We start from the raw sequence: 26,985 nt of genomic DNA, 5'->3' as shown, positions 1-26,985 counted from the left end.
TGAGCTGAATAATAATGTTAGCATTAATACTGAGTTGTTATGTCGCAGATTTGTAACGAAGTAAGCAAAGATGGATTGCGGGCGACCTGGCGTGAAATTATAATAAAAACTCGTTCTGAATTTTATAAAACGCTCGTAATGAGGTGATAAATGGCAAACGCAGATCTGGATAAGCAGCCTGATTCTGTATCTTCTGTGCTGAAAGTTTTCGGCATTCTGCAGGCGCTGGGTGAAGAGCGTGAAATAGGGATTACCGAGCTATCGCAGCGCGTCATGATGTCGAAAAGCACTGTTTATCGCTTTTTGCAAACCATGAAAACGCTGGGCTACGTGGCTCAGGAGGGGGAGTCTGAAAAATACTCTCTGACGCTAAAGCTGTTTGAGCTGGGCGCGCGAGCTTTGCAAAATGTTGATCTCATCCGCAGTGCGGACATTCAGATGCGCGAACTGTCTCGTCTGACAAAAGAAACTATCCATCTTGGCGCGCTGGATGAAGACAGCATTGTCTATATCCATAAAATTGACTCTATGTACAATCTGCGGATGTACTCACGTATTGGGCGTCGTAATCCGCTGTACAGTACGGCCATCGGTAAAGTGCTTCTGGCCTGGCGCGACCGTGATGAGGTTAAGCAGATTCTCGACGGCGTAGAGTATAAGCAAAGCACTGGACGCACGATTACCAGCACTGAAGCGTTGCTGCCGCTGTTGGATGAAGTGCGTGCGCAAGGCTACGGTGAAGATAACGAAGAACAGGAAGAAGGGTTACGTTGTATCGGCGTACCGGTATTTGACCGTTTTGGCGTAGTCATCGCAGGGTTAAGCATTTCGTTCCCGACGCTGCGTTTTTCAGAAGAACGCCTACAGGAATATGTGGCTATGTTACACGCCGCCGCGCGTAAAATTTCTGAACAAATGGGTTACAACGATTATCCCTTCTAAGCAACGTTATTAGCATGACGTTAAAAAAAAGCAGCTACGAAAAATGTAGCTGCTTTTTTTATAACATCGGGTGGGATGAAATCGTAAAAGTAGATAATATCTGTCGGCTTATTTAACGGTTATTAAAATATTATTTAACAGTACTTATGAACAACAGCCAATATAGGGGAATTATTGGTGATAGTTTCACTGTGAAATTATTTATTGCCGCTTAGCCATTATCCACCACGGTGGCGATTTTTCTGAAAATGGGACAGTCGGAAAAGCCGATAATGCCGCTGTTGGTATGGAGATATTGCGCCGTGCTGGTGCCGCGTGCGGTCAGGTAATGGCACTGTAAACCCAGCCCCGCAGCGTTCACTTTACTTCCCACCAGGATGCCATAGCCGCTCATCAGCAGGCCTATCCACACCAGGGCAAACAATACAATTGCGCGAATGATCAAACGCATTACTACCTCTTTTCTTTTTTAGTTAGAATAAGAGTAGCGTGTACATTGATTGAAACAAGTGAATCATTCCTAAAAACATATAATGCCGCTACAGTTACTCCTGGTTTAAGTAACTCATGATAATTTAGCGACATAAGATGTAAGATCGGAGAGTGGAGTGAAAAAATTTCGATGGGTCGTTCTCGGCATCGTGGTGGTAGTATGCCTGTTGCTGTGGGCGCAGGTGTTTAATATCATGTGCGATCAGGATGTACAATTTTTCAGCGGTATTTGCGCCATCAATAAATTTATTCCCTGGTAAACGTTTTACACCAGAGATTTCCTTCCCGTGTAGCAGTGGTAGAATGACGTCTCTACATTGAGGTGGTGAAATGAACGACGTTTTAAACTCTGGTGCGTTTTCTCTTGCATCTTTAATAGTATCAATGGTGGTTCTGGTGGTGGGGCTGGCGCTCTGGTTCTTTGTCAACCGGGCAAGTTCCCGTGCCAACGAGCAGATAGAACTGCTCGAAGCGTTGTTGGATCAACAGAAGCGGCAAAACGCGTTGTTACGTCGCCTTTGCGAAGCAAACGAACCAGAAAAAGAAGCGGAACCCGCAACAGCGGCAAGCGAACCAAAAGAGGATGAGGACATCATTCGTCTGGTTGCAGAACGATAATGCTTACCGGGGCGCAAATGGCGCCAGTGCCATACGCCCCATTTCCCCGTCGGATCTCTCCGCGTTGCCGTTTGCAACTGATACTACAGCATCAACACCTTACATAATATATGGCTTTATATGCAACATAGTTTTATATGTATAACAAATGGACATATGGCATTTTTGTGATACTGCTCATTCTCTATTAAAAGCGAAACGTTTCTCTCTCTTTATGGATTGTCATTGTTTGTTCATTATTTTAAGGCATTCTGTAAAGACGCAGAACATCACAAAAAGCGGTGTCGAAAATCGCTTTTCTTTTCTATTATTTTGATTAAAAGGTGTTTTTTATCATTGTGACAATTTATGCATAACTCAGCATAAAAAGTGATATGAAAAATACAGCTTTTAAATGTGATTTGATGCACTGGAAGAAGCGAAGTTATTGAGCTATGGTAGAAAAATGGCTTTTCAGCAGTGACGTTGTCAGGAGTCCGTCAGCGCGTGAGGATATATCTTTCGCAATTTTGTTGCATAAACGTGCTGTCAATTTGTGAAGGTTCTCGTAATTTGTGCGACGGATCGAGACACGTTTAAAAATGGCTTGCCATAATTAACGTTGTATGTGATAACAGGCTTTGGGTTAAACGAGGTACAGTTCTGTTTATGTGTGGCATTTTCAGTAAAGAAGTCCTGAGTAAACACGTTGACGTTGAATACCGCTTCTCTGCCGAACCTTATATTAGTGCCTCAAGCAGTAATGTCTCAGTTTTATCTATGTTATGCCTACGGGCAAAGAAAACACTCTAAGGAATTTTGCAAATGGCAAAGATTAAAGGTCAAGTTAAGTGGTTCAACGAATCCAAAGGTTTTGGCTTCATTACTCCGGCTGACGGCAGCAAAGATGTGTTCGTACACTTCTCCGCTATCCAGGGCAATGGTTTCAAAACTCTGGCTGAAGGCCAGAACGTTGAGTTCGAAATTCAGGACGGCCAGAAAGGTCCGGCTGCTGTTAACGTAACAGCTATCTGATCGACACCACTGATTTGATGCGTTTGTCGCGTCAGCCTCAGATATAAAGCCTCGCTAAAAGCGGGGCTTTTTAATTCAATATCCTTCAAAATGTGTCTGGATGCGCTCTCGTTAGCGATTTGTTGCAAAGGCGCGAGGTTATTAGCATTGTTTTTTCTGGTTTTTCCGTCCGTTTCCCGTTAAATCAATCACCTGAAAAATGATTCGGCTGGAGATCAGGTGAAAAAGAAAAGCGACGGCGATACCCGTAATTTTACGCCCATACGTTTTGCACTACTTTGCACTGCCATTCTGCTCAGTATGGCATTGTTGTTAGGGCGGGTGGCATGGTTGCAAATTGTTACGCCGTCGAAACTGGTGAAACAAGAAGATATGCGCTCGCTTCGTGAAGTGACCACGGCCTCTCCACGCGGCATGATCACCGACAGAGAAGGGCGGCCCTTAGCGGTGAGCGTTCCGGTTAATGCTGTCTGGGCCGATCCGAAGACTATCATAAGCAAAGGCGGCGTTGGCTACAATGAGCGCTGGCAGGCGCTGGCCAGCGCCTTACATCTGTCGCTCAGTACGCTTGCGGAACGGGTAAACAGTAACCCGGCTGGTCGTTTTATCTACCTCGCGCGCCAGGTTTCACCCCAGCAAGCCGAATGGATAGATAAACTGAATCTACCGGGTATTAACCTGCGGGAAGAGTCGCGCCGTTTTTACCCTGCCGGACACGTAGCGGCCAATTTGATCGGCTTTACCAATATCGACGGGCAGGGAATAGAAGGTATTGAAAAGAGCTTTAACGCGCAACTGACGGGAAAACCGGGCTCCCGACTGGTGCGTAAAGATAAATTTGGTCACGTTATTGAGAACATTACGGAAGTGAATCCGGTTCCTGCCCATGAACTTCAGCTTAGCATTGATGAACGTCTGCAAACGGTCACCGAAGATGCGCTGGATAACGCCGTCATCTGGAACAAAGCGGAATCCGGCGCTGCCGTATTGATTAACATCCCAACGGGTGAAATTCTCTCGATGGCGAGCTACCCGGATTTCAACCCGAACAACCGTGAAGGCGCGCAGTTGGACGATTTTCGTAACCGCGCGATTAGCGACACTTTCGAACCCGGTTCTACTGTGAAGCCGTTGGTCATTATGACTGCGTTACAGCAGGGTATCGTGCAACCGGACAGCGTTATCGATACCCATCCTTTTACTCTCGATGGACACCGTATCCGCGACGTCGGTTACTATCCGGAACTGACATTAACCGGCATTTTGCAAAAATCCAGCGATACTGGCGTTTCTCACCTTTCTCTGGCGATGCCGGTGCAGAAATTAATGGATACTTATAAAAGCTTTGGTTTCGGCGTGCCTACCGGACTGGGTCTCACCGGAGAGAGCAGCGGGTTATTACCGAAACGCCGTTACTGGAGTGATTTAGATCGCGCTACCTTCGCTTTTGGCTATGGATTAATGGTGACGCCGCTGCAACTGGCGCATGTTTATGCCACGATTGGCAGCTTTGGTATCTACCGTCCGTTATCGATCACCAAAGTTGATCCGCCCGTGATCGGCACGCGAGTAATGCCGGAAGAACTGGTGCACGAGGTGGAACATATGATGGAGAGCGTCGCGTTGCCTGGCGGCGGCGGAACAAAAGCCGCAGTAAGAGACTACCGTATTGCGGTCAAAACCGGGACGGCGAAAAAAATTGGCGATGATGGTAAATACGTCGATAAGTATGTGGCATATACCGCAGGCGTCGCGCCGGCAAGTAACCCCAGATTTGCGCTGGTGGTGGTGATTAATAATCCGCAAAACGGGGCTTATTATGGCGGCGCGGTATCTGCGCCCGTATTCAGCCAGATCATGGGCGATGTGCTGCGGCTGGAAAATGTTGAGCCAGACGGTATGCCAGCCGATTCAGATCACCTTCTGGTGATGCATGGCAGCCACGTTGCGGTTCCGGGCTCGTAAAGGATTTTCCCGGGGCGCAATTCGCGTTACACTTGCGCCCTTTAGCGCCCCAGTCCGGAGTTGTCATGTCGTTTACCTGTCCGCTTTGCCATCAGCCGCTTACGCAGATTAATAACAGCGTTATATGTCCACAGCGCCATCAGTTTGATGTGGCGAAAGAGGGCTACATCAATCTGCTGCCGGTACAGCATAAACGTTCGCGCGATCCGGGCGACAGCGCCGAAATGATGCAGGCGAGGAGAGCGTTTCTTGATGCGGGCCATTATCAGCCGCTGCGCGATGCGGTGATTAACCTGTTGCGCGAGCGGCTGGATCAGTCGGCCACGGCGATTCTGGATATCGGCTGCGGCGAGGGGTATTACACTCATGCTTTTGCCGAGGCGTTGCCGGGAGTCACCACGTTTGGACTGGACGTTGCTAAAACGGCGATCAAAGCGGCGGCGAAGCGCTATTCGCAGGTGAAGTTTTGTGTGGCGTCAAGCCATCGACTGCCCTTTGCCGATGCGTCAATGGATGCGGTGATCAGAATCTACGCCCCGTGTAAGGCGCAGGAATTGGCGCGTGTGGTGAAACCTGGTGGTTGGGTCGTTACCGCCACGCCAGGGCCGCATCATCTGATGGAACTAAAAGGGCTCATTTATGATGAGGTGCGTTTACATGCGCCGTATACCGAGCAGCTCGACGGATTCACATTGCAGCAGAGTACCCGCCTTGCTTATCACATGCAGCTCACCGCCGAAGCGGCTGTAGCACTGTTGCAAATGACGCCATTTGCCTGGCGCGCCAGGCCAGAAGTGTGGGAACAACTGGCTGCCAGCACCGGACTTAGCTGCCAGACGGATTTCAACCTTCATCTCTGGCAGCGTAACCGTTAACCGTGAAAATGCGTCCAGAGGATCTGGACGCCAATTCCTATCAGTACGACCCCGCCGAGAATTTCAGCACGCTTACCCAGCATTGGGCCGATAAAGCGACCGATCATCATTCCGAGGGTGGACATGATAAGCGTGGCGCAACCGATAGCCAATGCGGTTGCGATGATGTTTACCTGCAAAAACGCCAGACCGACGCCAACCGCCATCGCATCGAGGCTGGTCGCGATAGCCGTCGTGACTAATAGCCAAAAGCTGTGGCGACGTAACGGTGTTTCATCTTCATCACTACCGCCGCGGATACCTTCGATGATCATGCGTCCGCCCAGAAAGATCAGCAGAACAAAGGCTATCCAGTGGTTCCATTCCAGAACGAATTTACTCGCCAATATCCCCAGCCCCCAGCCGATTAACGGGGTCAGCGTTTCAACCGCGCCAAAGATAAGACCGGTACGCAACGCTTCTGAAAATTTGGGTTTATGTAGGGTGGCGCCTTTGCCAATTGATGCCGCGAAAGCATCCATCGACATGCCGAAAGCGAGAAGAACAGTAGCAGTAAAGTGCATGACAGCGTCCTGACCGGGGTATCCATTAAACACATCACTGCCCCCAGCAAACATGCATGTCGCCATTCTGTGACGAAATACACAGCAGTTGATGCGCCTATGGTCTCGCCTGACCAGCGGCGGCTGGTCCGTACGCGCCACGTTTTGCAACGAGTATGTTGACGCGTACATTTCCGGAGTCTGGAAATCGGCTACTCCCCAATTGACGGCGCAACATTAACATATTTTTAGAATATAAAACAACAGCGATAAAATATTATTCGCCTTCTAATTGAAAACGATTTTCATTTAGATTTATTCATCAATAAAACGTTAAATTAAATAACAATTGGTCAATAGAAAATATAGCCTTAGCTATATTATGATTCGAAATAAAATTCGAAAAACATAGTTGAGGCTATATCTTAGCCTATTGATTTTCAATAAGAAGTTTATATATTTTTTCCAGATCGTCGATATTGCGTACACGGATAAGCAAGCGTCGTTGTTCTAATTGCATCACCAGTACGCCGTCTTCCGATAAATTCATCTCTTTAATACGGTTATATTCTATCCAGACATTGGCGAAGAAAAAGCCACGTTGTTTAAAGATGATCCGTGGCGTGCGGATCCAGAATATATAAAACCCCATTAACGCCAGCGCACTTAATAACCATGTGGTCATCTGCGCTCCGTGGCTGGTTATGTTGTTATAAATAAGGATGGCGACCAGCCCAACGAAGATAACGCTGTCTACGCGACCGCGGCGGAGCAGGGCTATAGAAAGCAGAGTGGGGCCATTGCGACGGGGCATGATGAACTGATCGTAGAGAGCGTAAGCCAATAATGCGGCAATAAAGAGAATCAGCACCAGGTCCGTGATAGTCATTTATCCTCCAGAGAAATAAAAAAACGGGGCCGTTTGGCCCCGGTAGTGTACAACAGCCTTACTGGCCCAGCAGCCCTACGGAGTAGCCGGCGATACCGATGACGAAGAAGCCCACGATAATCCACAGCGGGTTAACTTTCTTACGCAGCAGCCACATACAGGCAAAGGTCAACAGTAGCGGAACCAGACCCGGCATCAGCTGGTCGAGAATGGTTTGCACGGTGGTAACGCGTGTCTGACCATCCTGACCGGTGATGGTGGAGACCACCAGCGGGATATTCACATGCGTCCACTTGTTAACCAATGCCCCCATGACAAACAGGCCGAGGATTGACGCCCCCTCAGTCAGTTTTTGCAGGAAGCCGCCGCCCATATCTTTAACGATATCGACGCCTTTGCGGTAGCCATAAGCCACGCCATAATAGCGGGTCGCCAGACGCACCAGGTTAAACAGGATGAAAAACAGCAGCGGACCAAGCAGACTGCCGCTCATCGCAATACCTGCGCCCAGCGCCGCGAATACCGGACGGACGGTACCCCAGAAGATAGGGTCGCCGACGCCTGCCAGCGGTCCCATCAGACCGACTTTGATACCGTTGATAGCACCATCGTCAATCTCTGCGCCGTTCGCACGCTTTTCTTCCATTGCCAGGGTCACGCCCAGTACCGGCGCCGCAACGTAAGGATGAGTGTTAAAGAACTCCAGGTGACGCTTAATCGCCTGTTTACGCGCGTCATTATTCTCCGGATACAGGCGACGAATAGCCGGCACCATAGAGAAGCAGAAGCCCAACGCTTGCATACGTTCGAAGTTCCATGACCCCTGGAACAGGTTAGAACGAAGAAATACGCCGCGAATATCGCTCGGAGTGAGTTTTTTCTCGGTGGTAGTTTTAGTCATATCAACCATTTCGCTCACCTGTTAGTCCAGTTCGTTGTCGAGATCGTTATTGCCAGCAGCCGCTGCAGGCGCGCCCGCTACACGGTTGTATTTCGGGCTCAGCTGGATGTAAAGAATAGCCATCACTGCGCCGATGACACCCAGTGCGACCAGGTTGAAGTTTGTGAAAGCCGCGGTGACGAAACCGAGGTAGAAGAACGGCATCAGGTAGCCTGCGCGCATCATGTTGATAACCATCGCATAACCAACCACGACGATCATGCCGCCGGCGATGTTCAGACCGCCTGTGACGACTTCAGGAATCGCATTCAGCATTCCCTGTACTTCGCTGGTGCCTACGGAGATGGCAACGATAACCGCCGGGATAGCGATACGCATTGCCTGCAGGAACAGAGAAGAAACGTGCAGCCAGGAGAGCGCCGTCAGGTTGCCGTTTTCAGCCGCCTTGTCCGCCGCGTGCTGGAATGCCACGGTGATGGTACGTACGATAATGGTCAGTACCTGGCCTGCTGCCGCCAGCGGAATCGCCAGCGCGATACCGGCGCCAATGCTTTGATGCCCGGCGATGACCAGAACGGTAGAGATGATGGACGCCAGTGCGGCATCAGGCGCAACGGCAGCACCGATGTTCATCCAGCCCAGAGCGATCATTTCCAGAGTACCGCCGATGATAATACCGGTTTTCATGTCCCCCAAAACGGCGCCGATTAAGGTACAGGCGATCAGCGGACGGTGGAACTGAAATTCATCAAGTACCGACTCCATACCTGCGATACATGCGACGATGAACACCAGCACAATCTGAAGAGTGGTAATCTCCATTGTACTTCTCCTATTGCTATCTTAAGTGTGAAAGCTAATTAAATGCCGGCGGTTATTTCGCCACTTTGGCAATTAAATCCATCATTTTCAGTTTCGGATCGGTGGAAACTTTACGCACCTCAAGCTCGATGCCGCGCTCGTTGAGCTTTTTAAAGGCTTCGATATCCTTTTCATCGACGGAAACGGCGTTGTTCACCTGCGTTTTACCTTGACGGTAGGCCATACCGCCAATGTTCACGGAGGTGACTTTCACGCCGCCCTCAACGATGCGCTCGACGTCGGTAGGATTGGTAAACAGAAGCATCACGCGTTCGCCGGCGTATTTCGGGTTATTGTAGACGCGAATCATCTTCGCGACGTCAACCACATGCGCCGTAACGCCCGGCGGCGCAACTTGCGTCAGCAGCGTTTTACGTACGGTATCCGCCGCGACTTCATCGCTCACAACAATAATACGGCTGACATTGGTCTCTTTGGTCCAGCGGGTAGCGACCTGACCGTGAATGAGGCGGTCATCAATACGGGCAAGCCCGATAACCATATAATCATTCGGGCCCATCGGTTTTGCCGGCGTGGCCGCTTTTGGCGCGGCGGCGACTGGCGCTGGCGCGGCTTTTTCTACCGGTTTCGCTTTCAGCGCTTTTACGCCTTCACGACCGGTTTCTACCGCCAGTGCGACCAGCTCGTCAAAGCTCGGATCGTCGTCACGGGCCATAAACGTTTCGACCAGCATCGGGATGTTGACGCCGGCAATAACTTCATAGCGCTCTTTATCGACGACAATGCGGCTGGCAGCATTAAACGGACTGCCTCCCCATGTATCAACGAGAAATAGCACGCCTTTACTGGTATCGAGTTTAGCCAACTGAGCGTTGTACTTTTCGATCAGCGTTTCGGCATTTTCGCCTGGAACGAAATCGATCCAGCCGACGTTTTCCTGCTCGCCTAACAGCATTTCGGCTGTTTTAAGTAACTGCTCTGCAGCCCAACCATGTGTGCCTATAACAATAGCAATGGTCACTTGCTACCTCCTTTATTATTGTCAACACATCAACTTGACAGATGTATTTTTTGAATCGCCGTCCGCAAGCGAATCGATTCAGATGAGGGTTACAACGAAAAACGCATGATTTTCGTGAATTATTTTAGATATCGAAAAAAATATTTTGTGTGATGGAGATCCGTAATTTTGTTTTCGATAATGAGAAATTTCGAAGTGTAAAATATCCCGGTTACATCTCTTTGCAAAGGAAGGTAAATCTTTGCCAAAAACCAGTTGTCTCTGTTATGTTTAGCTTCCGTTTAATTAGAATGGGGTATAGGGCAGCAGCCCGTTGTATGGATCGTCACCGACGTCATTTCACTCTTTGGCCGTTTTGCGCCTGTCAATCTGGCATATCTTGCCATAGCCTTACTTTGTTTATTGCGTTACCGCCTGCATCCTTTGAGATGTTGTGGGCGCCGTTTAGTCATTCCTTAAGCAGGAGCTTGTCATGGAATTATTAATGGATCCCTCAATTTGGGTGGGTTTACTCACGCTCGTCGTCCTGGAAATTGTCCTGGGTATCGATAACCTGGTCTTTATCGCGATCCTCGCCGATAAATTGCCGCCAAAGCAGCGTGACAAAGCGCGTCTTATCGGGCTCTCGCTGGCGCTGATTATGCGTCTGGCGCTGCTGTCCATTATTTCGTGGCTGGTGACCTTAACAAAGCCGCTCTTTACCGTCTGGGATTTTACCTTCTCCGGCCGCGATTTAATTATGCTGCTGGGCGGTATATTCCTGCTGTTTAAAGCGACCACCGAGCTGCATGAACGTCTGGAAAACCGCGAGCATGACACCGGACACGGTAAAGGCTATGCGAGCTTCTGGGTGGTAGTCACGCAGATTGTCATCCTGGATGCGGTCTTCTCGCTGGACGCCGTGATTACGGCGGTAGGTATGGTAAACCATCTGCCGGTTATGATGGCGGCGGTGGTGATTGCGATGGCGGTGATGCTACTGGCGTCAAAACCGCTGACCCGTTTTGTCAACCAGCATCCGACGGTGGTGGTGCTCTGTCTGAGTTTCCTGCTGATGATCGGCTTGAGTCTGGTGGCGGAAGGGTTCGGTTTCCATATTCCGAAAGGCTACCTGTACGCGGCAATTGGTTTCTCGATCGTTATCGAGGTGTTTAACCAGATTGCGCGCCGCAACTTTATTCGTCATCAGTCCACGTTGCCGCTGCGCGCGCGTACTGCGGACGCTATCCTGCGTCTGATGGGCGGTAAACGTCAGGCAAGTACGCAACATGAGACGGATAGCCCGGCCGCGATATCGGTGTCGGAAGGCGCCTTCGCCGAAGAAGAACGCTACATGATTAACGGCGTACTGACTCTGGCGTCGCGCTCCCTGCGCGGCATTATGACGCCGCGAGGCGAAATTAGTTGGGTGGATGCGAATCTCAGCGTAGCTGAAATCCGTCAGCAGTTACTCTCTTCTCCGCATAGCCTGTTCCCGGTATGTCGGGGCGAGCTGGATGAAATTATCGGTATCGTTCGGGCGAAAGAGTTGCTGGTGGCGCTGGAAGAGGGCGCGGACGTTGCGGCTATCGCCGCGTCTTCTCCGGCGATAGTGGTGCCGGAAACGCTTGATCCTATCAATCTGTTAGGCGTTTTGCGTCGCGCGCGCGGCAGTTTCGTTATCGTCACTAACGAGTTCGGCGTGGTGCAGGGGCTGGTTACGCCGCTGGATGTGCTGGAAGCGATTGCCGGTGAGTTCCCGGATGCCGATGAAACGCCGGAAATCGTTGCCGATGCCGAGGGCTGGATAGTGAAGGGCGGCACCGATCTTCATGCGCTACAGCAGGCGCTGGAAGTTGACCATCTGGTGAACGAAGAGGGCGATATTGCGACGGTCGCGGGGTTAGTGATCGCCGCTAATGGCCATATTCCTCGTGTAGGCGATGTCATTGATGTTCCGCCACTGCGGATCACCATTGTCGAGGCCAACGACTACCGTGTCGATCTGGTTCGGATTGTTAAAGAACAGCCTGCCCACGACGAAGAGGAATAACGTCACACGCAGGAATCAAGTCTATAGATGCGGCATCGCGGACATAATCTGTCCGTTATGCCGGGCGGGCGGCGGCGCGCTGCCCGCCAGCCACTGTGGAAATTCGCTAATGGGCATCGGCTTCGCATAGAGATAGCCCTGTAACATTTGCACACCATGCTGGCGCAAATGCTGTGCCTGCGTCTGGTTTTCGACCCCTTCCGCCACCAGTTCAATATTCAGTCTCTGCCCTAGCGCGATAATAATATCGGTCACCGTTGAATTGACCGCATCGGTACCGATGGCCGCGGTGAAGGATTTATCGATTTTCAAAATATCCGGCCGCAGTTTTTCCAGCCAGGAGAGCGAGCTGTTTCCTGTGCCAAAATCATCGATGGCTAACTTGACGCCTTTACGATGCAGCTCGCGCATCAGGCGGTAATCAACGTCAAGCAACGCGTCGCGTTCCGTGAGCTCCAGCACCAGTTGCTGAACAGGTTCCGCACTAAACCAGTACTGATTAAGATCCTTGAGAAGCACGCCGTGTCGGAAATGGCTTGCCGCCACATTGATGCCGATATGAAACTGATGGTTGACGGGGAAATAGTGCCGTTGCCGAATGGTTTCCGCAATCACATAGCGGGTCAGCGGCGCTATCAGGTTATGCTCCTCGGCGATAGGAATAAAAACATCCGGTGAGATCCAGCCCTGGCGCGGGTTATTCCAGCGTAACAGGATCTCAACGCCGGTACACTGCTGCGTGCGGGCATTAAGCAACGGCTGACAAAATAGCTCAAACTCCCGTTCGGCAAGGGCCAGATTAATCTCCCAGGAAAAGCTCATTCTGCTGGCCGTTGCCAGCCAGGCGATATAACCGATCAACAGGCTAAGCAATACGGCCAGCGGTAACTGTGTCGGGAGATGTTTGAACGCCAGTACGCCTGCCGACGGCCCGCTGACGCTGATAGTAAAAGGGAAATGCCGCGATGAAAGCTGGTAACGCTCTTCATCTTTTTTTAATTCCGGAAGAGTATCGACCACGCCCCGACCATATAACAGGTGCCGTTTGCCGACCGTCAGGCTGGCGCTGGTAATTTGCGGCTGCTGCGGCTCAAGTAGCATAGTCGCCAGCAAGTCAATATTCACAATTTCCATCACGCCATCCTGGCCATCGGCAGAGGCGGGATACCACTGAATGAGGATCGGGCTTCCCTTGAGTAACGATTGGTCCGTGGAAAGTAGCAGCAGATCGCCAGCTGCGGGAAGATCGGGCTGAAGCTGGCGTATGGGAGTATTACGGGCGCCAAAAATGCTTGAGCAGTAGAGAATTCCCTCTTTTACCAGCCCGATAGAACGAATGGTTTGCAGGCGGGCGGCTTGCTTACGCAACGGCAAATGCGCGGTCGCGCACGGAAGCTCAAGTAAGGGTAGCAGTATGTTTCGTCCGACCAGGAGAGGATGCAGCACATTATCCAGCGCATCAACGGCATGATTCGCGAATGCAACCGTGCGATGGTGATTTAAGTTCCGCTCCGAAATAAATCGGATGCTCAGCGTAAGAATGAGCGTGACCAGTGCACAAATCGTGCAAACAATGAAACGATTACGGCGATAATGATTGATGATCCGTTGTGCTGTTTGCATGCGGGCCGCCCAATAAGCGTTGGCGACAAAAGCCAACCGCGACACAGCAAGTGTAGTGGGGAAACGTGGAGTCGACGAGGAAGAGATAAAAATTTCGCCCATCCGTAGCAGATGGGCGAAGGGAGGGGAAACGGCGTTTAATCACACTGGACTTTAATGGCCAACCCGCCGCGCGACGTTTCGCGGTATTTTGCGTTCATGTCTTTTCCGGTCTCGTACATCGTTTCGATGACTTTATCCAACGAGACGCGCGGCGCGCTGGTTCGACGCATGGCCATACGCGCAGCGTTGATCGCTTTAACCGAAGCAATGGCGTTACGCTCAATACACGGCACCTGCACCTGACCGGCAACCGGGTCGCAGGTCAGCCCCAGGTTATGCTCCATGCCGATTTCAGCGGCAACGCAAACCTGTTCCGGGCTGGCGCCCAACAGTTCAGCAAGGCCTGCCGCCGCCATCGAACAGGCGACCCCGACTTCACCCTGACAGCCGACTTCCGCGCCGGAAATAGACGCGTTCATCTTATACAGCGCGCCAATAGCGCCTGCCGCCAGGAAGTAGCGGGTGTAAATATCCGGGCTGACAGACTCAATAAAATGGTCGTAGTAAGCCAGTACCGCAGGAACGATGCCGCACGCGCCGTTGGTTGGCGCCGTCACGACGCGGCCGCCTGCGGCGTTCTCTTCGTTCACCGCCAGAGCAAACATGTTCACCCAATCAATGACGTTCATCGGATCGCTGGAAAGCTTATCGCTGGAAACCAGCATACGACGCAGCGCAGAGGCGCGACGCGGTACGCGCAGCGGCCCCGGCAGCACGCCTTCGGTATTCATACCGCGATCAATACAGGCCTGCATGGTCTGCCAGACGTGACCGAAATATTCTTCAATCTCTTTCTTGCTATGCAGCGCCAGTTCGTTTTGCATCACCATACCGGAGAGTGAAAGGCCGGTACTGTTGCAATACTCCAGCATTTCTTTCGCCGATTTAAACGGATAAGGTACAGTAACCTCATTCGTCGCTTCCTGGCCGAAATGCGCTTCATCAACGATAAAGCCGCCGCCGATGGAATAGTACGTCTTGCTATAAATGACCGTGTCGTCATGCCAGGCGTGGATCTGCATCCCGTTTTCATGCAGCGGCAAATTGCCGTTGTGAAAACGCATTCCGTCATCTTTCGGGAAGTCGACTTCGTGACGTCCCTGGGCCAGTAACAGACGCTCGCGCGTTTCGACGTCGCGAATAAAACCGGGGATACTATCAATATCCACGGTAGCGGGTTCATTACCCGCCAGACCCATAATAATGGCGATATCGGTATGGTGACCTTTCCCCGTCAGCGACAGCGAGCCGTAGACATCGACAGCGACGCGGGTAACGTTATCCAGTAATCCTTTTTCGACCAGGTCATCGACGAACTGTTTACCGGCCTTCATCGGGCCAACAGTGTGGGAAGAGGAGGGACCAATCCCTACCTTAAACATGTCGAATAGGCTAATCACGATAATACTCCTGACAGGGCAACCGGGGCTTCCGGTTACGATGTTATAACTGCGCATAGTGTAAGAGGGAACGCTGGCATCAGCTTAACTATTCACATGAATTAAACTAATGAATAACCGCGTTTTTACTAATATTGCGACAGTAATCTCAAGTCGTGTCTTGCGCGCGTAAAGTTAAGTATATACACGTTGCCCTTCAGGCTGCCTCTTTGGGGGAGGCGATTGTTACCACCTTGAGGCAACGTGAATGGCGTTGTGTACAGTCAGGGCTTTACGCCGATTTGCAGCGCCAGCTCACGAAGAATGTTTGCGGTCATGCCCCAGACGAAATAATGCTCATACCAGGAGAGCCATACGCGGTGCGAATTGCCGCGACGGTAAATATCAAGCGGATGATATCGACCCAGTTGCAACGCTTGCGCCAGCGGCATTTCAAACACCGCAGACACTTCGTCTTCACTGGCGCGCCAGGGGAGATTTGGCGGAATAATGCCGACCACCGGGGTGACCTGAAAACCGGTCACGCTGTCTACCGGCGGTAAAACGCCAATCACTTCCACAGCTTGTGGCGGGATGGCGACTTCCTCCTGCGCTTCGCGAAGCGCTGCGGCGATAAGCGAAGCATCGGTACTGTCCACGGCCCCGCCGGGAAAGGCGACCTGTCCGGCGTGTTTGCGCAAATGAATAGCCCGCTGGGTCAACAGCAGCCCCGGTTGGGGGCGGCGAACCACAGGGATCAGTACGGCGGCCTGACGTTGATTTAACGTTTCATGAGTCATCTGCGGGCGCAAAAGCTGAAAGCGCGATAAGAAATGATCGAGCGTCAGACGGCTGGTATCCACGTATTAGTTCTCCAGTGGGTGCAGGATACGATTAACTTTATCAAAAGTTTCCTGATATTCCGCTTCTTCGTTGCTATCGGCCACGATACCGCCGCCGGCTGAGCAATAGAGTTGGCCCTGCGTTGCCGTGACGGTGCGGATAGTAATACTGGTATCCATCTTGCCGCAGAAACTCAGATAACCGATGCTACCGCACCAGGCGTTGCGTCGCTGCGGCTCCAGTTCGTCGATAATTTCCATTGCCCGCACTTTAGGCGCGCCGGTAATGGAGCCGCCGGGGAAAGCCGCGCGCAGCAGGTCGGTAGCATGAAGCGAGTCCGGTAAACGGGCGGTAATGGTGCTAACCAGATGGTGAACGGCAGGAAATGGTTCGACGACGAACAGTTCCGGCACTTTCACCGAACCTGGTACGGCGACCCGGCCAATGTCGTTACGCATCAAATCGACAATCATCAAATTTTCAGCGCGATCTTTCATTGAATTAGCCAGTTTCTGCGCCTGCTGACGATCCGCCTGCGGATCGTTAAGCCGTGGAAGCGTACCTTTGATCGGGCGCGTCTGAATATGACCGTTCTCCAGTTGGATAAAACGCTCAGGAGAAAGGCTCAATATGGCGCCGTCATGTAAACGAAGAAAGGCGCTGAACGGGGCGCGATTTGCGCGGTTAAGGCGTTCGAAAGCCTGCCATTCATCACCCTCGTAGCTCGCCTGAAAACGCTGGGAAAGATTGACCTGATAGCAGTCCCCGCTGTGCAGCCAGGCCTGCACCTGACGAAACTTCTCGCCATACTCGCAACGCGTCATATTGGATTGCCAGGCCGAGGTAAGCCTGAAGGGCGTGCGGGTCGGCGCGTGCTGGCTGGTGAGCCAGCGATATCGGGCGTCTGCATCGTGATAGCTTATCAGCGACACCACCTGTTTTTGGTGATCGACAATCAGCGCCCAGTCGTAAAGGCCAATCGCCATATCGGGTAAAGCGATATCGCGCGCGGCAGTATCGGGCAAAATTTCGAAACGCCGCCCTAAATCATAACCAAACAGACCCAGCGCGCCGCCCTGAAAGGGTAAGTCAGGGTCAGGCTGAGGATGAAAAGGCAGCGCCTCCAGTTGAGTCTGCAAAACGTGTAACGGATCGTCGAGAGTGACGGTAGTCGTGCGCGCAGTACATACCGTGGTTTCCTGGGCGCGCGTGGTCAGTGTGGTGACAGGATCGGCGACCAGAATATCAAAGCGGTTATAGGGATGAATAGCATCACCTGAATGCAGCAGCATCGCCCAGGGCAAATGGTTTACGGGCGCAAAATAGTGTTCAGCGGCGTCCGGACGCCAGGGTAAGGTGATAACAGTGGGAGATAACGTCTTCATCATTCCTGACTCGTTACAACACTACTGGCTTACCGCCGGGTAGCGTGAAATAATTAGCGCTAACAATTTAGCAGGAGTTAATCATGTTTGCAGGTTTACCTTCACTCAGTCATGAACAACAGCAAAAAGCCGTAGAACGTATCCAGGAATTGATGTCGCAAGGTATGAGCAGCGGAGAAGCGATTGCCCAGGTGGCGGGCGAACTTCGCGCCAACCATACCGGCGAACGGATAGTGGCGCGTTTTGAGGATGAAGACGAATAACCGGCTTATACCGCCGCGACAATCTTAATCTCAACTTTATATTTCGGATTCATTAACCCGGCCTGTACGGTACAGCGTACCGGCGCATGGCCTGCGACGACCCACGCATCCCACGCCTTATTCATGGCGGCAAAATCCGCTTTATCGCTCAGGAAAATAGTGGCATCCAGAATACGTGACTTACTGGAGCCCTGTTTTTCCAGCACCGCATCAATTTGCGCCAGAGTATTCGTCGTTTGCTCAAAAGCGTCGGCGTCGAGGTTTTCCGGCACGCCGGTATACCACAGCGTATTATTGTAGATCACCACGTCTGACCAACGATCTTCGGCATCAATACGCACGATAGACATCACTTATTCCTCATTTGCTTTCCATTTGAATGGCTCAAGACTGCCACAATGTGGCGCCGCCGTCACCTCTGTAACTGGCGTAAGCCTTTCTACCCTGACATAATCCCTGTGTAAATTAACAGGGGGCAGTGTGACGGACGATTTTGCAGCAGATGGCCAACTGGCCAAAGCGATAACCGGCTTTAAACCGCGCGAACCACAGCGGCAAATGGCGGTTGCCGTGACACAAGCGATTGAAAATGCGCAGCCTCTGGTTGTTGAAGCCGGCACCGGAACCGGGAAGACCTATGCTTACCTCGCTCCGGCGTTGCGCGCCGGGAAAAAAGTCATTATTTCGACCGGGTCGAAAGCGTTGCAGGATCAACTCTACAGCCGCGATCTGCCGACGGTAGCAAAAGCGTTGGCGTTTACCGGTAAGACGGCCCTGTTGAAAGGACGTTCAAACTACCTCTGCCTGGAGCGGCTGGAACAACAAGCGCTGGCGGGCGGCGATTTACCGGTACAAACGTTAAGCGACGTGATATTGCTGCGCTCCTGGTCAAATCAGACGCGGGATGGCGATATCAGCACCTGCGTCAGCGTGGCGGAGGATTCCCAGGCCTGGCCGCTGGTCACCAGTACCAACGACAACTGCCTTGGCAGCGATTGCCCGCTCTACAAAGAGTGCTTTGTGGTGAAAGCGCGTAAAAAGGCGATGGACGCGGATGTGGTGATTGTAAACCACCACCTTTTTCTTGCGGATATGGTGGTTAAAGAGAGCGGGTTTGGCGAACTTATCCCTCAGGCTGAAGTAATGATCTTCGATGAAGCCCACCAACTGCCTGACATCGCCAGCCAGTATTTCGGCCAATCGCTCTCCAGCCGTCAGTTGCTGGATTTAGCAAAAGACATCACCATCGCCTACCGGACGGAACTGAAAGACACTCAACAGTTGCAAAAATGCGCCGATCGCCTTGCCCAGAGCGCCCAGGATTTTCGTCTGCAACTGGGGGAGCCCGGCTACCGGGGAAATTTGCGTGAACTGTTAGCCGACTCACGTATCCAACGGGCATTTTTACTGCTGGATGATACGCTGGAGCTTTGTTACGACGTGGCGAAGCTGTCGCTGGGCCGTTCAGCGCTGCTGGATGCGGCTTTTGAACGCGCCACGCTATACCGTTCACGGCTGAAACGCTTAAAAGAGATCAATCAGCCGGGATACAGCTACTGGTATGAGTGCACCTCGCGCCATTTCACCCTGGCGCTGACGCCGCTCACCGTGGCGGACAAATTCAAAGAGGTGATGGAACAGAAGCCCGGTAGCTGGATTTTTACCTCGGCCACGTTGTCGGTAAATGATGATCTTCACCACTTTACCGCCCGTCTGGGAATTGAACAGGCAGAATCCATGCTACTGCCCAGCCCATTCGACTATACGCGCCAGGCGTTACTCTGCGTACCGCGTAACCTACCGCAAACCAACCAGCCCGGCGCGGCGCGACAGTTGGCGGCTATGCTCAGGCCGATTATCGAAGCCAATAACGGGCGATGTTTTATGCTGTGCACCTCGCACGCCATGATGCGCGATCTGGCGGAGCAGTTTCGCGCCACCATGACGCTGCCGGTATTGTTGCAAGGGGAAACCAGTAAAGGCCAACTGTTACAGCAATTTGTTAGCGCCGGCAACGCGCTGCTCGTCGCCACCAGCAGCTTCTGGGAAGGGGTGGACGTGCGCGGCGATACGTTATCTTTGGTGATTATCGACAAATTGCCGTTTACTTCCCCGGACGACCCGCTGTTAAAAGCGCGAATGGAAGACTGTCGTTTGCGCGGTGGCGATCCGTTTGATGAGGTTCAACTGCCCGATGCGGTGATTACGCTGAAGCAGGGGGTGGGGCGGCTGATTCGCGATGCGGACGATCGCGGGGTGTTAGTGATTTGTGATAACCGGCTGGTGATGCGGCCCTATGGCGCCACGTTTCTCGCCAGCCTGCCTCCTGCGCCGCGCACGCGTGATATCGCCCGTGCCGTTCGCTTTCTTGCGATTCCATCCGCCGAGTAATTTGTTACGGAGTATGGTAAGATGCGCGCTATTTTATTGATCTAAGCACGAAACCTCATGCGAATTCTGGCTATCGATACCGCCACAGAGGCCTGTTCTGTCGCCCTGTGGAACAACGGTACTATCAATGCTCACTTTGAGCTTTGTCCACGAGAACACACTCAACGTATCCTGCCCATGGTGCAGGAGATTCTGGCCGCCAGCGGCGCCTCGCTCAATGAGATAGATGCGCTGGCGTTTGGGCGCGGTCCGGGCAGCTTTACCGGCGTGCGTATCGGCATTGGTATTGCGCAAGGGCTGGCGTTAGGGGCAAATCTGCCGATGATCGGTGTTTCGACGCTTGCCACGATGGCGCAGGGCGCGTGGCGTAAAACCGGCGCGACCCGCGTACTCGCCGCGATTGACGCGCGGATGGGCGAAGTGTACTGGGCGGAATACCAGCGTGATGCGCAGGGCGTCTGGCAGGGCGAAGAGACGGAAGCGGTGCTGAAACCGGAACGGGTCGGTGAGCGGTTGAAACAGCTTTCCGGCGAGTGGGCGACCGTAGGAACGGGTTGGTCCGCGTGGCCCGATCTGGCGAAGGAGTGCGGCCTGACGCTTCATGATGGGGAGGTGTCGCTCCCGGCAGCGGAAGATATGCTGCCCATCGCCAGTCAAAAGCTGGCGGCAGGAGAGACCGTTGCCGTGGAACATGCCGAGCCGGTTTATTTGCGTAACGAAGTGGCGTGGAAGAAACTTCCCGGCAAAGAATGACTCTCACTACTATTACCCCCCATACTTTATGCTGTGGGGTGGAATAGAGGTCGAGAAAAAGGAGTCGCATCATGGCGGTTCAAAAAAGGTTAATAAAAGGGGCGCTGGCGTGCGCTTTTGCGCTTATGCTGAGTGGTTGCGTGACTATCCCGGATGCCATTAAAGGTTCGAGTCCGACGCCGCAGCAGGATTTGGTGCGGGTGATGAATGCGCCGCAGCTCTATATCGGGCAAGAGGCGCGTTTTGGCGGCAAAGTTGTGGCGGTACAAAATCAGCAGGGAAAAACCCGGCTTGAAATCGCGACCGTACCGCTCGACAGCGGCGCGCGTCCTGTTCTGGGCGAAGCCTCGCGCGGCAGAATTTTTGCCGATGTGAACGGTTTTCTGGACCCGGTGGACTTCCGTGGCCAGTTAGTTACCGTTGTCGGCCCGATAACCGGCACGGTTGACGGTAAAATCGGCAATACGCCGTATAAATTTATGCTGATGCAGGCTACCGGCTATAAACGCTGGCATCTTGTTCAGCAGGTCGTCATGCCTCCACAGCCGATCGATCCGTGGTTTTACGGCGGACGCGCCTGGCCTTATGGCTATGGCGGTTGGGGGTGGTATAACCCTGGACCCGCAGAGGTTCAGACGATAGTAACAGAGTAACTCTTTGTTTTATCAATAAAAGAAACAGCGGCTGGTCCGCTGTTTCTGCATTCATAGAGACATAATAAAAATAAATAGTGACGCGCTTCGCAACCTTTCAGTTGCGTAATTAATAAACTGGTACGCTGAGTTAATATAATGTTAACGACTTGTTTATTAACTGGGGTTGTGATGACGACGAACACTCATTTTAGAGGTGATGCATTGAAGAAGGTTTGGCTTAACCGTTATCCTGCTGATGTTCCGGCGGAGATCAACCCTGACCGTTATCAATCCCTGGTTGAACTGTTTGAACATGCGGCGACGCGCTATGCCGATCAGCCTGCGTTCGTCAATATGGGGGAGGTAATGACCTTCCGTAAATTAGAAGAACGTAGTCGGGCATTTGCGGCTTATTTACAACAAGGGCTGGGACTCAAAAAAGGCGACCGTGTGGCGCTGATGATGCCAAACCTGTTACAGTATCCCGTCGCGCTATTTGGTATTTTACGCGCCGGCATGATTGTGGTGAACGTTAACCCGCTGTACACGCCGCGCGAACTTGAGCATCAGCTTAACGATAGCGGCGCGGCGGCAATCATTATTGTTTCTAACTTTGCCCATACGCTGGAAAAAGTGGTCGAGAAAACGTCGGTACAGCACGTTATTCTGACGCGGATGGGCGACCAGCTTTCTACCGCCAAAGGTACGGTTGTTAACTTTGTCGTGAAATACATCAAGCGTCTGGTGCCAAAATACCACTTGCCAGATGCGATCTCGTTTCGCAGCGCGCTACAGCATGGCTACCGTATGCAGTATGTAAAACCCGAGGTTGTCGCTGAAGATCTGGCTTTCCTGCAATATACCGGCGGTACGACGGGCGTGGCGAAAGGCGCGATGTTGACCCACCGCAATATGCTGGCGAATCTGGAGCAGGTGAAAGCGACCTATGGGCCGCTGCTGCACCCGGGGAAAGAGCTGGTAGTGACCGCGCTGCCGCTGTATCACATTTTTGCCTTAACCATGAACTGTCTGCTTTTTATCGAGCTGGGTGGGCAAAACCTGCTGATTACCAATCCGCGTGATATCCCCGGCCTGGTCAAGGAGCTGGCGAAATATCCGTTTACGGCGATGACTGGCGTTAATACGCTATTCAACGCTCTGCTCAATAATAAAGAGTTTCAACAGCTGGATTTTTCTTCGCTGCATCTGTCAGCCGGCGGCGGGATGCCGGTGCAAAACGTCGTTGCGGAACGTTGGGTAAAGCTGACCGGGCAATACCTGCTGGAAGGCTACGGGCTGACCGAGTGCGCCCCGCTGGTGAGCGTCAACCCGCATGATATTGATTATCACAGCGGCAGTATCGGCCTGCCAGTACCGTCAACAGAAGCCAAACTGGTGGATGACGATGACAACGAAGTCGCGCCGGGTGAGGCCGGAGAGCTTTGCGTGAAAGGTCCGCAGGTTATGCTGGGATACTGGCAGCGTCCTGACGCGACGGATGAAATCATTAAAGATGGCTGGCTGCATACGGGCGATATTGCGGTTATGGATGAAGAGGGCTTTCTGCGGATTGTCGATCGTAAGAAAGATATGATTCTGGTTTCTGGTTTTAACGTTTATCCAAACGAAATTGAAGATGTGGTGATGCAGCATTCTGGCGTGCAGGAAGTCGCGGCGGTTGGCGTGCCTTCCGGTAGTAGCGGCGAAGCGGTGAAGCTTTTTGTGGTTAAGAAAGATCCGGCATTGACTGACGATGCGTTGATCACCTTCTGCCGTCGCCATCTGACCGGATATAAGGTGCCCAAACAGGTCGAGTTTCGCGAGGAATTACCAAAATCTAACGTTGGGAAAATTTTACGACGAGAACTGCGTGACGAAGCCCGTGGCAAAGTAGACAATAAAGCCTGAGCGTTAAGTCAGCTAACGAGAGACGCCGGTTAAGCCGGCGTTTTTTTTGGCGCGAACCAAAGAGAATACGATTTGAATTACCAAATGATTGAAACGGACGATGCGCTGGCGAGCCTGTGTGAGGCTGTCCGCGCATGTCCGGCTATTGCTTTAGATACGGAATTTGTCCGTACCCGCACCTATTACCCGCAGTTAGGATTGATACAGTTATTTGACGGGGCAAATGTCGCCCTGATCGATCCGCTCGGCATCAGCGACTGGTCGCCGTTAAAAGCGGTGCTGCGAGATACGGGAATCACCAAATTTCTGCACGCGGGTAGCGAAGATCTGGAAGTATTTCTGAATGCGTTTGGCGAACTGCCGGAACCCCTGATTGATACGCAAATCCTGGCGGCGTTTTGCGGGCGCCCGCTGTCGTGGGGGTTTGCGGCGATGGTAGAAGAGTATACGGGCGTGGCGCTGGATAAAAGCGAGTCTCGTACCGACTGGTTAGCCCGGCCTTTAAGCGAACGTCAGTGTGAATACGCGGCGGCGGATGTCTGGTATCTGTTACCGATCGCCAAAAAGCTGATGATTGAAACTGAAGCCGCAGGATGGCTGCCTGCCGCGCTTGATGAATGCCGATTGATGCAGCAGCGTCGTCAGGAGATTCAGGCGCCGGAAGAGGCATGGCGGGATATCACTAATGCCTGGCAACTGCGTACCCGCCAGTTAGCCTGTCTGCAACTTTTAGCTGACTGGCGGCTGCGTAAGGCGCGTGAGCGCGATATGGCGGTGAACTTTGTTGTGCGTGAAGAAAACCTGTGGGCGGTCGCGCGTTATATGCCGGGCAGTCTCGGTGAGCTGGATAGCCTGGGGCTTTCCGGCAGCGAGATTCGTTTTCACGGCAAGACGTTGATATCGCTGGTGGCGAAAGCACAGGCATTACCGGAAGAGGCATTGCCGGAACCCCTGTTGAATCTGATGGACATGCCGGGCTATCGCAAAGCGTTTAAGGCCATCAAAGCGCTGGTGGCGGAGGTGAGCGCGTCGCATCACGTCAGCGGCGAGCTACTGGCATCGCGTCGGCAGATTAATCAGTTGCTTAACTGGCACTGGAAATTAAAACCGCAAAATGGGCAACCGGAATTGATTTCCGGCTGGCGTGCCGAACTGATGGCGGAGAAGTTAACTCTTCTGTTGCAGGAGTACCCGCGTTAACGGCGGTAATTGCCGGGAAAACGGCCAGTGAAATAAATGTCCGTATTCGGAATAATGTAAAAAAATAAAAAAGGCAGATTCTTCTGCCTTTTTTAATCCAGGAATTTTCCCATAAAAGAGCTTATTTTGACTCTTCGGCTTCCGGCAACGTTACGTTAAGTTCAAGGATGGAGATATCACCATCTTTTTGCTCAAGCTGGACGGTAACCATTTCCGGATCGATTTGTACGTATTTACAAATGACCTCAAGAATATCTTTACGTAACTGCGGTAAATAATGCGGTTCGGCATCGCTACGGCGACGTTCCGCGACAATGATTTGCAACCGCTCTTTTGCAATATTAGCGGTACTCTTTTTCCGCGAGAGAAAAAAATCCAGTAATGCCATAATTTATCCTCCGAACAGGCGTTTGAGGAAACCTTTCTTCTCTTCTTCAATGAAGCGGAAAGGACGTTCTTCTCCCAACAGACGATCTACGGTATCTGCATAGGCTTTACCTGCATCCGCAGTGGCGTCAAGAATCACCGGTTCGCCCTGGTTCGATGCGCGCAGTACGGATTGATCTTCCGGGATCACCCCGACGAGTTTAATACGCAGAATCTCCAGTACATCTTCCATGCTGAGCATGTCGCCTTTACTTACACGGCCTGGATTGTAGCGCGTCAACAGGAGATGTTCTTTAATCGGTTCTTCGCCATTTTCTGCGCGACGAGATTTCGATGCCAGAATACCCAGAATACGGTCCGAGTCACGGACAGAAGAGACTTCCGGGTTGGTCGTGATGATCGCTTCATCGGCAAAATAGAGCGCCATCAGCGCCCCGGTTTCGATACCCGCCGGCGAGTCGCAAACGATGAACTCAAAGTCCATCGCTTTCAGTGAGTCCAGTACCTTAGCGACGCCTTCGCGCGTTAGCGCGTCTTTATCCCGGGTCTGCGACGCCGGAAGAATGAAGAGATTTTCAGTACGCTTATCTTTGATCAGCGCCTGATTCAGTGTCGCATCGCCCTGAATGACGTTTACAAAATCGTAAACGACACGACGTTCGCACCCCATAATCAGATCGAGGTTACGCAGTCCGATATCAAAATCAATGACGACAGTTTTCTTTCCCTTCTGGGCCAAACCTGTAGCGATGGCCGCGCTGGAGGTGGTCTTGCCAACGCCCCCTTTACCCGAAGTAACAACAATAATGCGTGCCATAAAAATTCCTTGTTAAAAAGGGATCAATTCAACGGTTGAACTGTCAAAGCGTTGTCTGCTAAACGCAGGCGCGCCGCTTTGCCATAAAATTCTGCCGGGATTTTATCACTCAGCCAGTAAACACCTGCGATAGAGACCAGTTCTGCCGTCAGATGGGTACAAAAAATTTGCGCTTCCCGATCGCCGCTCGCCCCTGCCAGCGCGCGACCTCTCATCATGCCATAGACATGGATATTGCCGTCAGCGATAAGCTCTGCGCCAGCGCTGACGTGACTTGTAACAATCAGATCACATTGTGGAGCATAAATGCGCTGACCGGAACGAACCGGAACATCAATTAATCGCGTTTTTGTGATGGGATTAGCGTTTTGCGGCGGTTCGCTGGGCGTTGCCGGCTCAACGGGCGCAGGCCGAACCGCTTTCTCTTTACCTTCAGTCAGTAAAGGAAGACCCATCCGATCGATTTCTACTTTCAGGCTGGCGTCTTTACAGCCGCTCACGCCGATAATGCGTAAGCCGGTTGAGGTCACGATCTTATGCAGTTCCGGCCAGTTTACCGGGCTTTCAAGACCGCTAACGTTAATAACGACAGGGGCGTGTTTTAAAAACGCAGGAGCCTGCGCTATTTTGTCTTCTAACGCCTGACGAATAACCTCTGGTTCCGCTTCATGCAAATGAACCACTGATAAGGTGAAGCTACTGCCTTTAAGCTCGATTGGCGTGTTTGACATCCTGGCCTTACTCAATTTGCTATTTATCATCTCCGATACGGAGTGATATTCCGAAGTCCAGAAGGCATGTTATAGTCAGTATTATATTGAGGCAAGTCACCATCCCGTTAATTCAGAGTAAAAGTATGTTTTGTGTGATCTATCGAAGTAGCAAGCGCGATCAAACCTATTTGTATGTCGAAAAAAAAGACGATTTTTCGCGAGTGCCTGAAGCGTTGATGAAAGGATTCGGTCAGCCGCAGTTAGCGATGATGCTGCCGCTTGATGGACGTAAAAAATTAGTCAATGCCGAGCTCGAAAAAGTAAAACAGGCGTTAAGCGAGCAGGGCTATTATTTACAATTGCCGCCGCCGCCGGAAGATTTGCTGAAACAACATCTTTCTTCGGTGGGACAAAATACGTCGCCCGCTGACCGTTAAACGGTATTCGGTGCCGCGCCTGAATTCCATCATGAT

30 protein-coding genes and 1 riboswitch are annotated in these 26,985 nt (G+C 52.0%); of the genes, 16 read left to right on the top strand and 14 right to left on the bottom strand.

Features of this window, described 5'->3' with window-relative positions:
- Nucleotides 1–150: 150 nt before the first annotated feature.
- On the top strand, nucleotides 151–942 hold the full coding sequence (kdgR, locus tag ACLJZ5_RS02900) for a DNA-binding transcriptional regulator KdgR (protein WP_001262195.1): 792 nt from the start codon (nucleotides 151–153) through the stop codon (nucleotides 940–942).
- Nucleotides 943–1,153: 211 nt separating this feature from the next.
- On the opposite strand, the gene yobH is transcribed toward kdgR, so the two are convergent.
- Entirely contained in the window at nucleotides 1,154–1,393 is a 240-nt protein-coding gene (yobH, locus tag ACLJZ5_RS02895) for an invasion protein YobH (RefSeq protein WP_001236777.1), read from the bottom strand.
- Nucleotides 1,394–1,550: 157 nt separating this feature from the next.
- On the opposite strand from yobH, the gene mgrB reads away from it, so the two are divergent.
- From mgrB to rlmA, 6 genes are all read left to right on the top strand, one after another.
- Nucleotides 1,551–1,694: a PhoP/PhoQ regulator MgrB gene (gene mgrB / locus ACLJZ5_RS02890; RefSeq protein ID WP_000714547.1), complete on the top strand. Its 144-nt coding sequence runs from the start codon at nucleotides 1,551–1,553 to the stop codon at nucleotides 1,692–1,694.
- Nucleotides 1,695–1,764: 70 nt separating this feature from the next.
- The gene (locus ACLJZ5_RS02885) at nucleotides 1,765–2,052 is read left to right on the top strand and encodes a YebO family protein (protein WP_001000660.1); all 288 of its coding nucleotides are present in this window, start codon (nucleotides 1,765–1,767) and stop codon (nucleotides 2,050–2,052) included.
- A 648-nt stretch (nucleotides 2,053–2,700) separates the two neighbouring features.
- Nucleotides 2,701–2,844, top strand: coding sequence for a DUF2627 domain-containing protein (locus ACLJZ5_RS02880; RefSeq protein ID WP_001537930.1), 144 nt, complete (start codon nucleotides 2,701–2,703; stop codon nucleotides 2,842–2,844).
- A gap of 12 nt (nucleotides 2,845–2,856) precedes the next feature.
- Complete coding sequence (gene cspE / locus ACLJZ5_RS02875; RefSeq protein WP_001062678.1) at nucleotides 2,857–3,066, top strand: transcription antiterminator/RNA stability regulator CspE; 210 nt, start codon at nucleotides 2,857–2,859, stop codon at nucleotides 3,064–3,066.
- Between the two features lie 219 nt (nucleotides 3,067–3,285).
- Nucleotides 3,286–5,031: a peptidoglycan glycosyltransferase FtsI gene (gene ftsI / locus ACLJZ5_RS02870; protein WP_000730322.1), complete on the top strand. Its 1,746-nt coding sequence runs from the start codon at nucleotides 3,286–3,288 to the stop codon at nucleotides 5,029–5,031.
- 65 nt (nucleotides 5,032–5,096) lie between these two features.
- The gene (gene rlmA / locus ACLJZ5_RS02865; protein WP_000010925.1) at nucleotides 5,097–5,906 is read left to right on the top strand and encodes a 23S rRNA (guanine(745)-N(1))-methyltransferase; all 810 of its coding nucleotides are present in this window, start codon (nucleotides 5,097–5,099) and stop codon (nucleotides 5,904–5,906) included.
- On the opposite strand, the gene mntP is transcribed toward rlmA, so the two are convergent.
- The 5 genes from mntP to manX all read right to left on the bottom strand — a co-directional run bounded on the left by mntP (nucleotide 5,903) and on the right by manX (nucleotide 10,081).
- Nucleotides 5,903–6,469, bottom strand: a complete 567-nt coding sequence (gene mntP / locus ACLJZ5_RS02860; protein WP_001518359.1) for a manganese efflux pump MntP — start codon at nucleotides 6,467–6,469, stop codon at nucleotides 5,903–5,905. The genes rlmA and mntP overlap by 4 nt on opposite strands.
- A gap of 111 nt (nucleotides 6,470–6,580) precedes the next feature.
- Nucleotides 6,581–6,682: riboswitch (yybP-ykoY riboswitch) on the bottom strand.
- Between the two features lie 196 nt (nucleotides 6,683–6,878).
- Nucleotides 6,879–7,337, bottom strand: a complete 459-nt coding sequence (locus ACLJZ5_RS02855; RefSeq protein WP_023185511.1) for a DUF986 family protein — start codon at nucleotides 7,335–7,337, stop codon at nucleotides 6,879–6,881.
- 58 nt (nucleotides 7,338–7,395) lie between these two features.
- Entirely contained in the window at nucleotides 7,396–8,247 is an 852-nt protein-coding gene (locus ACLJZ5_RS02850) for a PTS mannose transporter subunit IID (RefSeq protein ID WP_001518647.1), read from the bottom strand.
- A 12-nt stretch (nucleotides 8,248–8,259) separates the two neighbouring features.
- Nucleotides 8,260–9,060 carry a PTS mannose transporter subunit IIC gene (gene manY, locus ACLJZ5_RS02845; protein WP_000406918.1) on the bottom strand — a complete coding sequence of 267 codons (801 nt, stop codon included), beginning with the start codon at nucleotides 9,058–9,060 and terminating at the stop codon, nucleotides 8,260–8,262.
- A 52-nt stretch (nucleotides 9,061–9,112) separates the two neighbouring features.
- A complete protein-coding gene (gene manX / locus ACLJZ5_RS02840) occupies nucleotides 9,113–10,081 on the bottom strand; it encodes a PTS mannose transporter subunit IIAB (RefSeq protein WP_000150523.1) in 969 nt (322 codons plus the stop codon).
- Nucleotides 10,082–10,233: 152 nt separating this feature from the next.
- Between manX and ACLJZ5_RS02835 the strand changes: the two genes are divergently transcribed.
- On the top strand, nucleotides 10,234–10,566 hold the full coding sequence (locus ACLJZ5_RS02835; RefSeq protein WP_011233029.1) for a protein YoaL: 333 nt from the start codon (nucleotides 10,234–10,236) through the stop codon (nucleotides 10,564–10,566).
- On the top strand, nucleotides 10,554–12,113 hold the full coding sequence (gene yoaE, locus ACLJZ5_RS02830) for a CNNM family cation transport protein YoaE (protein WP_000421815.1): 1,560 nt from the start codon (nucleotides 10,554–10,556) through the stop codon (nucleotides 12,111–12,113). The genes ACLJZ5_RS02835 and yoaE overlap by 13 nt, the downstream gene beginning before the upstream one ends.
- Nucleotides 12,114–12,134: 21 nt before the next feature.
- Here yoaE and ACLJZ5_RS02825 read toward each other — a convergent pair whose 3' ends face one another.
- From ACLJZ5_RS02825 to pabB, 4 genes are all read right to left on the bottom strand, one after another.
- Nucleotides 12,135–13,736 (bottom strand): EAL domain-containing protein, encoded by a 1,602-nt coding sequence (locus ACLJZ5_RS02825; protein WP_017441972.1) that lies wholly within the window; start codon nucleotides 13,734–13,736, stop codon nucleotides 12,135–12,137.
- Nucleotides 13,737–13,873: 137 nt separating this feature from the next.
- Complete coding sequence (sdaA, locus tag ACLJZ5_RS02820) at nucleotides 13,874–15,238, bottom strand: L-serine ammonia-lyase (RefSeq protein WP_000624274.1); 1,365 nt, start codon at nucleotides 15,236–15,238, stop codon at nucleotides 13,874–13,876.
- A gap of 263 nt (nucleotides 15,239–15,501) precedes the next feature.
- A complete protein-coding gene (locus tag ACLJZ5_RS02815; protein ID WP_000381543.1) occupies nucleotides 15,502–16,080 on the bottom strand; it encodes a CoA pyrophosphatase in 579 nt (192 codons plus the stop codon).
- Between the two features lie 3 nt (nucleotides 16,081–16,083).
- Nucleotides 16,084–17,448 carry an aminodeoxychorismate synthase component 1 gene (gene pabB, locus ACLJZ5_RS02810; protein WP_077914025.1) on the bottom strand — a complete coding sequence of 455 codons (1,365 nt, stop codon included), beginning with the start codon at nucleotides 17,446–17,448 and terminating at the stop codon, nucleotides 16,084–16,086.
- Between the two features lie 80 nt (nucleotides 17,449–17,528).
- On the opposite strand from pabB, the gene ACLJZ5_RS02805 reads away from it, so the two are divergent.
- Complete coding sequence (locus ACLJZ5_RS02805; protein WP_000457328.1) at nucleotides 17,529–17,708, top strand: YoaH family protein; 180 nt, start codon at nucleotides 17,529–17,531, stop codon at nucleotides 17,706–17,708.
- 5 nt (nucleotides 17,709–17,713) lie between these two features.
- On the opposite strand, the gene ACLJZ5_RS02800 is transcribed toward ACLJZ5_RS02805, so the two are convergent.
- Nucleotides 17,714–18,058, bottom strand: a complete 345-nt coding sequence (locus ACLJZ5_RS02800; RefSeq protein ID WP_024797689.1) for a RidA family protein — start codon at nucleotides 18,056–18,058, stop codon at nucleotides 17,714–17,716.
- A gap of 130 nt (nucleotides 18,059–18,188) precedes the next feature.
- Here ACLJZ5_RS02800 and ACLJZ5_RS02795 point away from each other — a divergent pair, with 130 nt between their 5' ends.
- The 5 genes from ACLJZ5_RS02795 to rnd all read left to right on the top strand — a co-directional run bounded on the left by ACLJZ5_RS02795 (nucleotide 18,189) and on the right by rnd (nucleotide 24,595).
- Entirely contained in the window at nucleotides 18,189–20,099 is a 1,911-nt protein-coding gene (locus ACLJZ5_RS02795; RefSeq protein ID WP_000128807.1) for an ATP-dependent DNA helicase, read from the top strand.
- A gap of 57 nt (nucleotides 20,100–20,156) precedes the next feature.
- The gene (gene tsaB, locus ACLJZ5_RS02790; protein ID WP_001221014.1) at nucleotides 20,157–20,852 is read left to right on the top strand and encodes a tRNA (adenosine(37)-N6)-threonylcarbamoyltransferase complex dimerization subunit type 1 TsaB; all 696 of its coding nucleotides are present in this window, start codon (nucleotides 20,157–20,159) and stop codon (nucleotides 20,850–20,852) included.
- 71 nt (nucleotides 20,853–20,923) lie between these two features.
- Complete coding sequence (locus ACLJZ5_RS02785) at nucleotides 20,924–21,505, top strand: Slp family lipoprotein (RefSeq protein ID WP_000290594.1); 582 nt, start codon at nucleotides 20,924–20,926, stop codon at nucleotides 21,503–21,505.
- 204 nt (nucleotides 21,506–21,709) lie between these two features.
- Nucleotides 21,710–23,395 (top strand): long-chain-fatty-acid--CoA ligase FadD, encoded by a 1,686-nt coding sequence (fadD, locus tag ACLJZ5_RS02780; protein WP_001532413.1) that lies wholly within the window; start codon nucleotides 21,710–21,712, stop codon nucleotides 23,393–23,395.
- Between the two features lie 72 nt (nucleotides 23,396–23,467).
- Nucleotides 23,468–24,595: a ribonuclease D gene (gene rnd, locus ACLJZ5_RS02775; protein WP_001109124.1), complete on the top strand. Its 1,128-nt coding sequence runs from the start codon at nucleotides 23,468–23,470 to the stop codon at nucleotides 24,593–24,595.
- Between the two features lie 121 nt (nucleotides 24,596–24,716).
- On the opposite strand, the gene minE is transcribed toward rnd, so the two are convergent.
- From minE to minC, 3 genes are read right to left on the bottom strand one after another with little or no spacing between them, the layout of a single operon-like run.
- Nucleotides 24,717–24,983 (bottom strand): cell division topological specificity factor MinE, encoded by a 267-nt coding sequence (minE, locus tag ACLJZ5_RS02770; RefSeq protein ID WP_001185666.1) that lies wholly within the window; start codon nucleotides 24,981–24,983, stop codon nucleotides 24,717–24,719.
- Nucleotides 24,984–24,986: 3 nt separating this feature from the next.
- The gene (minD, locus tag ACLJZ5_RS02765; protein WP_024797690.1) at nucleotides 24,987–25,799 is read right to left on the bottom strand and encodes a septum site-determining protein MinD; all 813 of its coding nucleotides are present in this window, start codon (nucleotides 25,797–25,799) and stop codon (nucleotides 24,987–24,989) included.
- Nucleotides 25,800–25,822: 23 nt separating this feature from the next.
- A complete protein-coding gene (gene minC / locus ACLJZ5_RS02760; protein WP_000072527.1) occupies nucleotides 25,823–26,530 on the bottom strand; it encodes a septum site-determining protein MinC in 708 nt (235 codons plus the stop codon).
- Between the two features lie 125 nt (nucleotides 26,531–26,655).
- On the opposite strand from minC, the gene ACLJZ5_RS02755 reads away from it, so the two are divergent.
- The gene (locus tag ACLJZ5_RS02755; protein ID WP_001525604.1) at nucleotides 26,656–26,949 is read left to right on the top strand and encodes a YcgL domain-containing protein; all 294 of its coding nucleotides are present in this window, start codon (nucleotides 26,656–26,658) and stop codon (nucleotides 26,947–26,949) included.
- The last annotated feature ends 36 nt before the right edge of the window (nucleotides 26,950–26,985 follow it).

The sequence above is a fragment of the Salmonella sp. 5800 genome, from assembly GCF_046558195.1.
Classification (GTDB): Bacteria; Pseudomonadota; Gammaproteobacteria; order Enterobacterales; family Enterobacteriaceae; genus Salmonella; species Salmonella enterica.
Note: the sequence above shows the minus strand (reverse complement) of the source record. Positions and strands in the feature narration are given on the sequence as shown.

What these genes read in the sequence shown, in the direction of transcription:
- kdgR (WP_001262195.1), top strand. Translation starts at nt 151, where the DNA reads ATGGCAAACGCAGATCTGGATAAGCAGCCTGATTCTGTATCTTCTGTG.
- yobH (WP_001236777.1), bottom strand. Translation starts at nt 1,393, where the DNA reads ATGCGTTTGATCATTCGCGCAATTGTATTGTTTGCCCTGGTGTGGATA.
- ACLJZ5_RS02885 (WP_001000660.1), top strand. Translation starts at nt 1,765, where the DNA reads ATGAACGACGTTTTAAACTCTGGTGCGTTTTCTCTTGCATCTTTAATA.
- ACLJZ5_RS02880 (WP_001537930.1), top strand. Translation starts at nt 2,701, where the DNA reads ATGTGTGGCATTTTCAGTAAAGAAGTCCTGAGTAAACACGTTGACGTT.
- cspE (WP_001062678.1), top strand. Translation starts at nt 2,857, where the DNA reads ATGGCAAAGATTAAAGGTCAAGTTAAGTGGTTCAACGAATCCAAAGGT.
- rlmA (WP_000010925.1), top strand. Translation starts at nt 5,097, where the DNA reads ATGTCGTTTACCTGTCCGCTTTGCCATCAGCCGCTTACGCAGATTAAT.
- mntP (WP_001518359.1), bottom strand. Translation starts at nt 6,469, where the DNA reads ATGCACTTTACTGCTACTGTTCTTCTCGCTTTCGGCATGTCGATGGAT.
- ACLJZ5_RS02855 (WP_023185511.1), bottom strand. Translation starts at nt 7,337, where the DNA reads ATGACTATCACGGACCTGGTGCTGATTCTCTTTATTGCCGCATTATTG.
- ACLJZ5_RS02850 (WP_001518647.1), bottom strand. Translation starts at nt 8,247, where the DNA reads ATGGTTGATATGACTAAAACTACCACCGAGAAAAAACTCACTCCGAGC.
- manY (WP_000406918.1), bottom strand. Translation starts at nt 9,060, where the DNA reads ATGGAGATTACCACTCTTCAGATTGTGCTGGTGTTCATCGTCGCATGT.
- ACLJZ5_RS02835 (WP_011233029.1), top strand. Translation starts at nt 10,234, where the DNA reads ATGGAGATCCGTAATTTTGTTTTCGATAATGAGAAATTTCGAAGTGTA.
- yoaE (WP_000421815.1), top strand. Translation starts at nt 10,554, where the DNA reads ATGGAATTATTAATGGATCCCTCAATTTGGGTGGGTTTACTCACGCTC.
- ACLJZ5_RS02825 (WP_017441972.1), bottom strand. Translation starts at nt 13,736, where the DNA reads ATGCAAACAGCACAACGGATCATCAATCATTATCGCCGTAATCGTTTC.
- pabB (WP_077914025.1), bottom strand. Translation starts at nt 17,448, where the DNA reads ATGATGAAGACGTTATCTCCCACTGTTATCACCTTACCCTGGCGTCCG.
- ACLJZ5_RS02805 (WP_000457328.1), top strand. Translation starts at nt 17,529, where the DNA reads ATGTTTGCAGGTTTACCTTCACTCAGTCATGAACAACAGCAAAAAGCC.
- ACLJZ5_RS02800 (WP_024797689.1), bottom strand. Translation starts at nt 18,058, where the DNA reads ATGTCTATCGTGCGTATTGATGCCGAAGATCGTTGGTCAGACGTGGTG.
- tsaB (WP_001221014.1), top strand. Translation starts at nt 20,157, where the DNA reads ATGCGAATTCTGGCTATCGATACCGCCACAGAGGCCTGTTCTGTCGCC.
- ACLJZ5_RS02785 (WP_000290594.1), top strand. Translation starts at nt 20,924, where the DNA reads ATGGCGGTTCAAAAAAGGTTAATAAAAGGGGCGCTGGCGTGCGCTTTT.
- minE (WP_001185666.1), bottom strand. Translation starts at nt 24,983, where the DNA reads ATGGCATTACTGGATTTTTTTCTCTCGCGGAAAAAGAGTACCGCTAAT.
- minD (WP_024797690.1), bottom strand. Translation starts at nt 25,799, where the DNA reads ATGGCACGCATTATTGTTGTTACTTCGGGTAAAGGGGGCGTTGGCAAG.
- minC (WP_000072527.1), bottom strand. Translation starts at nt 26,530, where the DNA reads ATGTCAAACACGCCAATCGAGCTTAAAGGCAGTAGCTTCACCTTATCA.
- ACLJZ5_RS02755 (WP_001525604.1), top strand. Translation starts at nt 26,656, where the DNA reads ATGTTTTGTGTGATCTATCGAAGTAGCAAGCGCGATCAAACCTATTTG.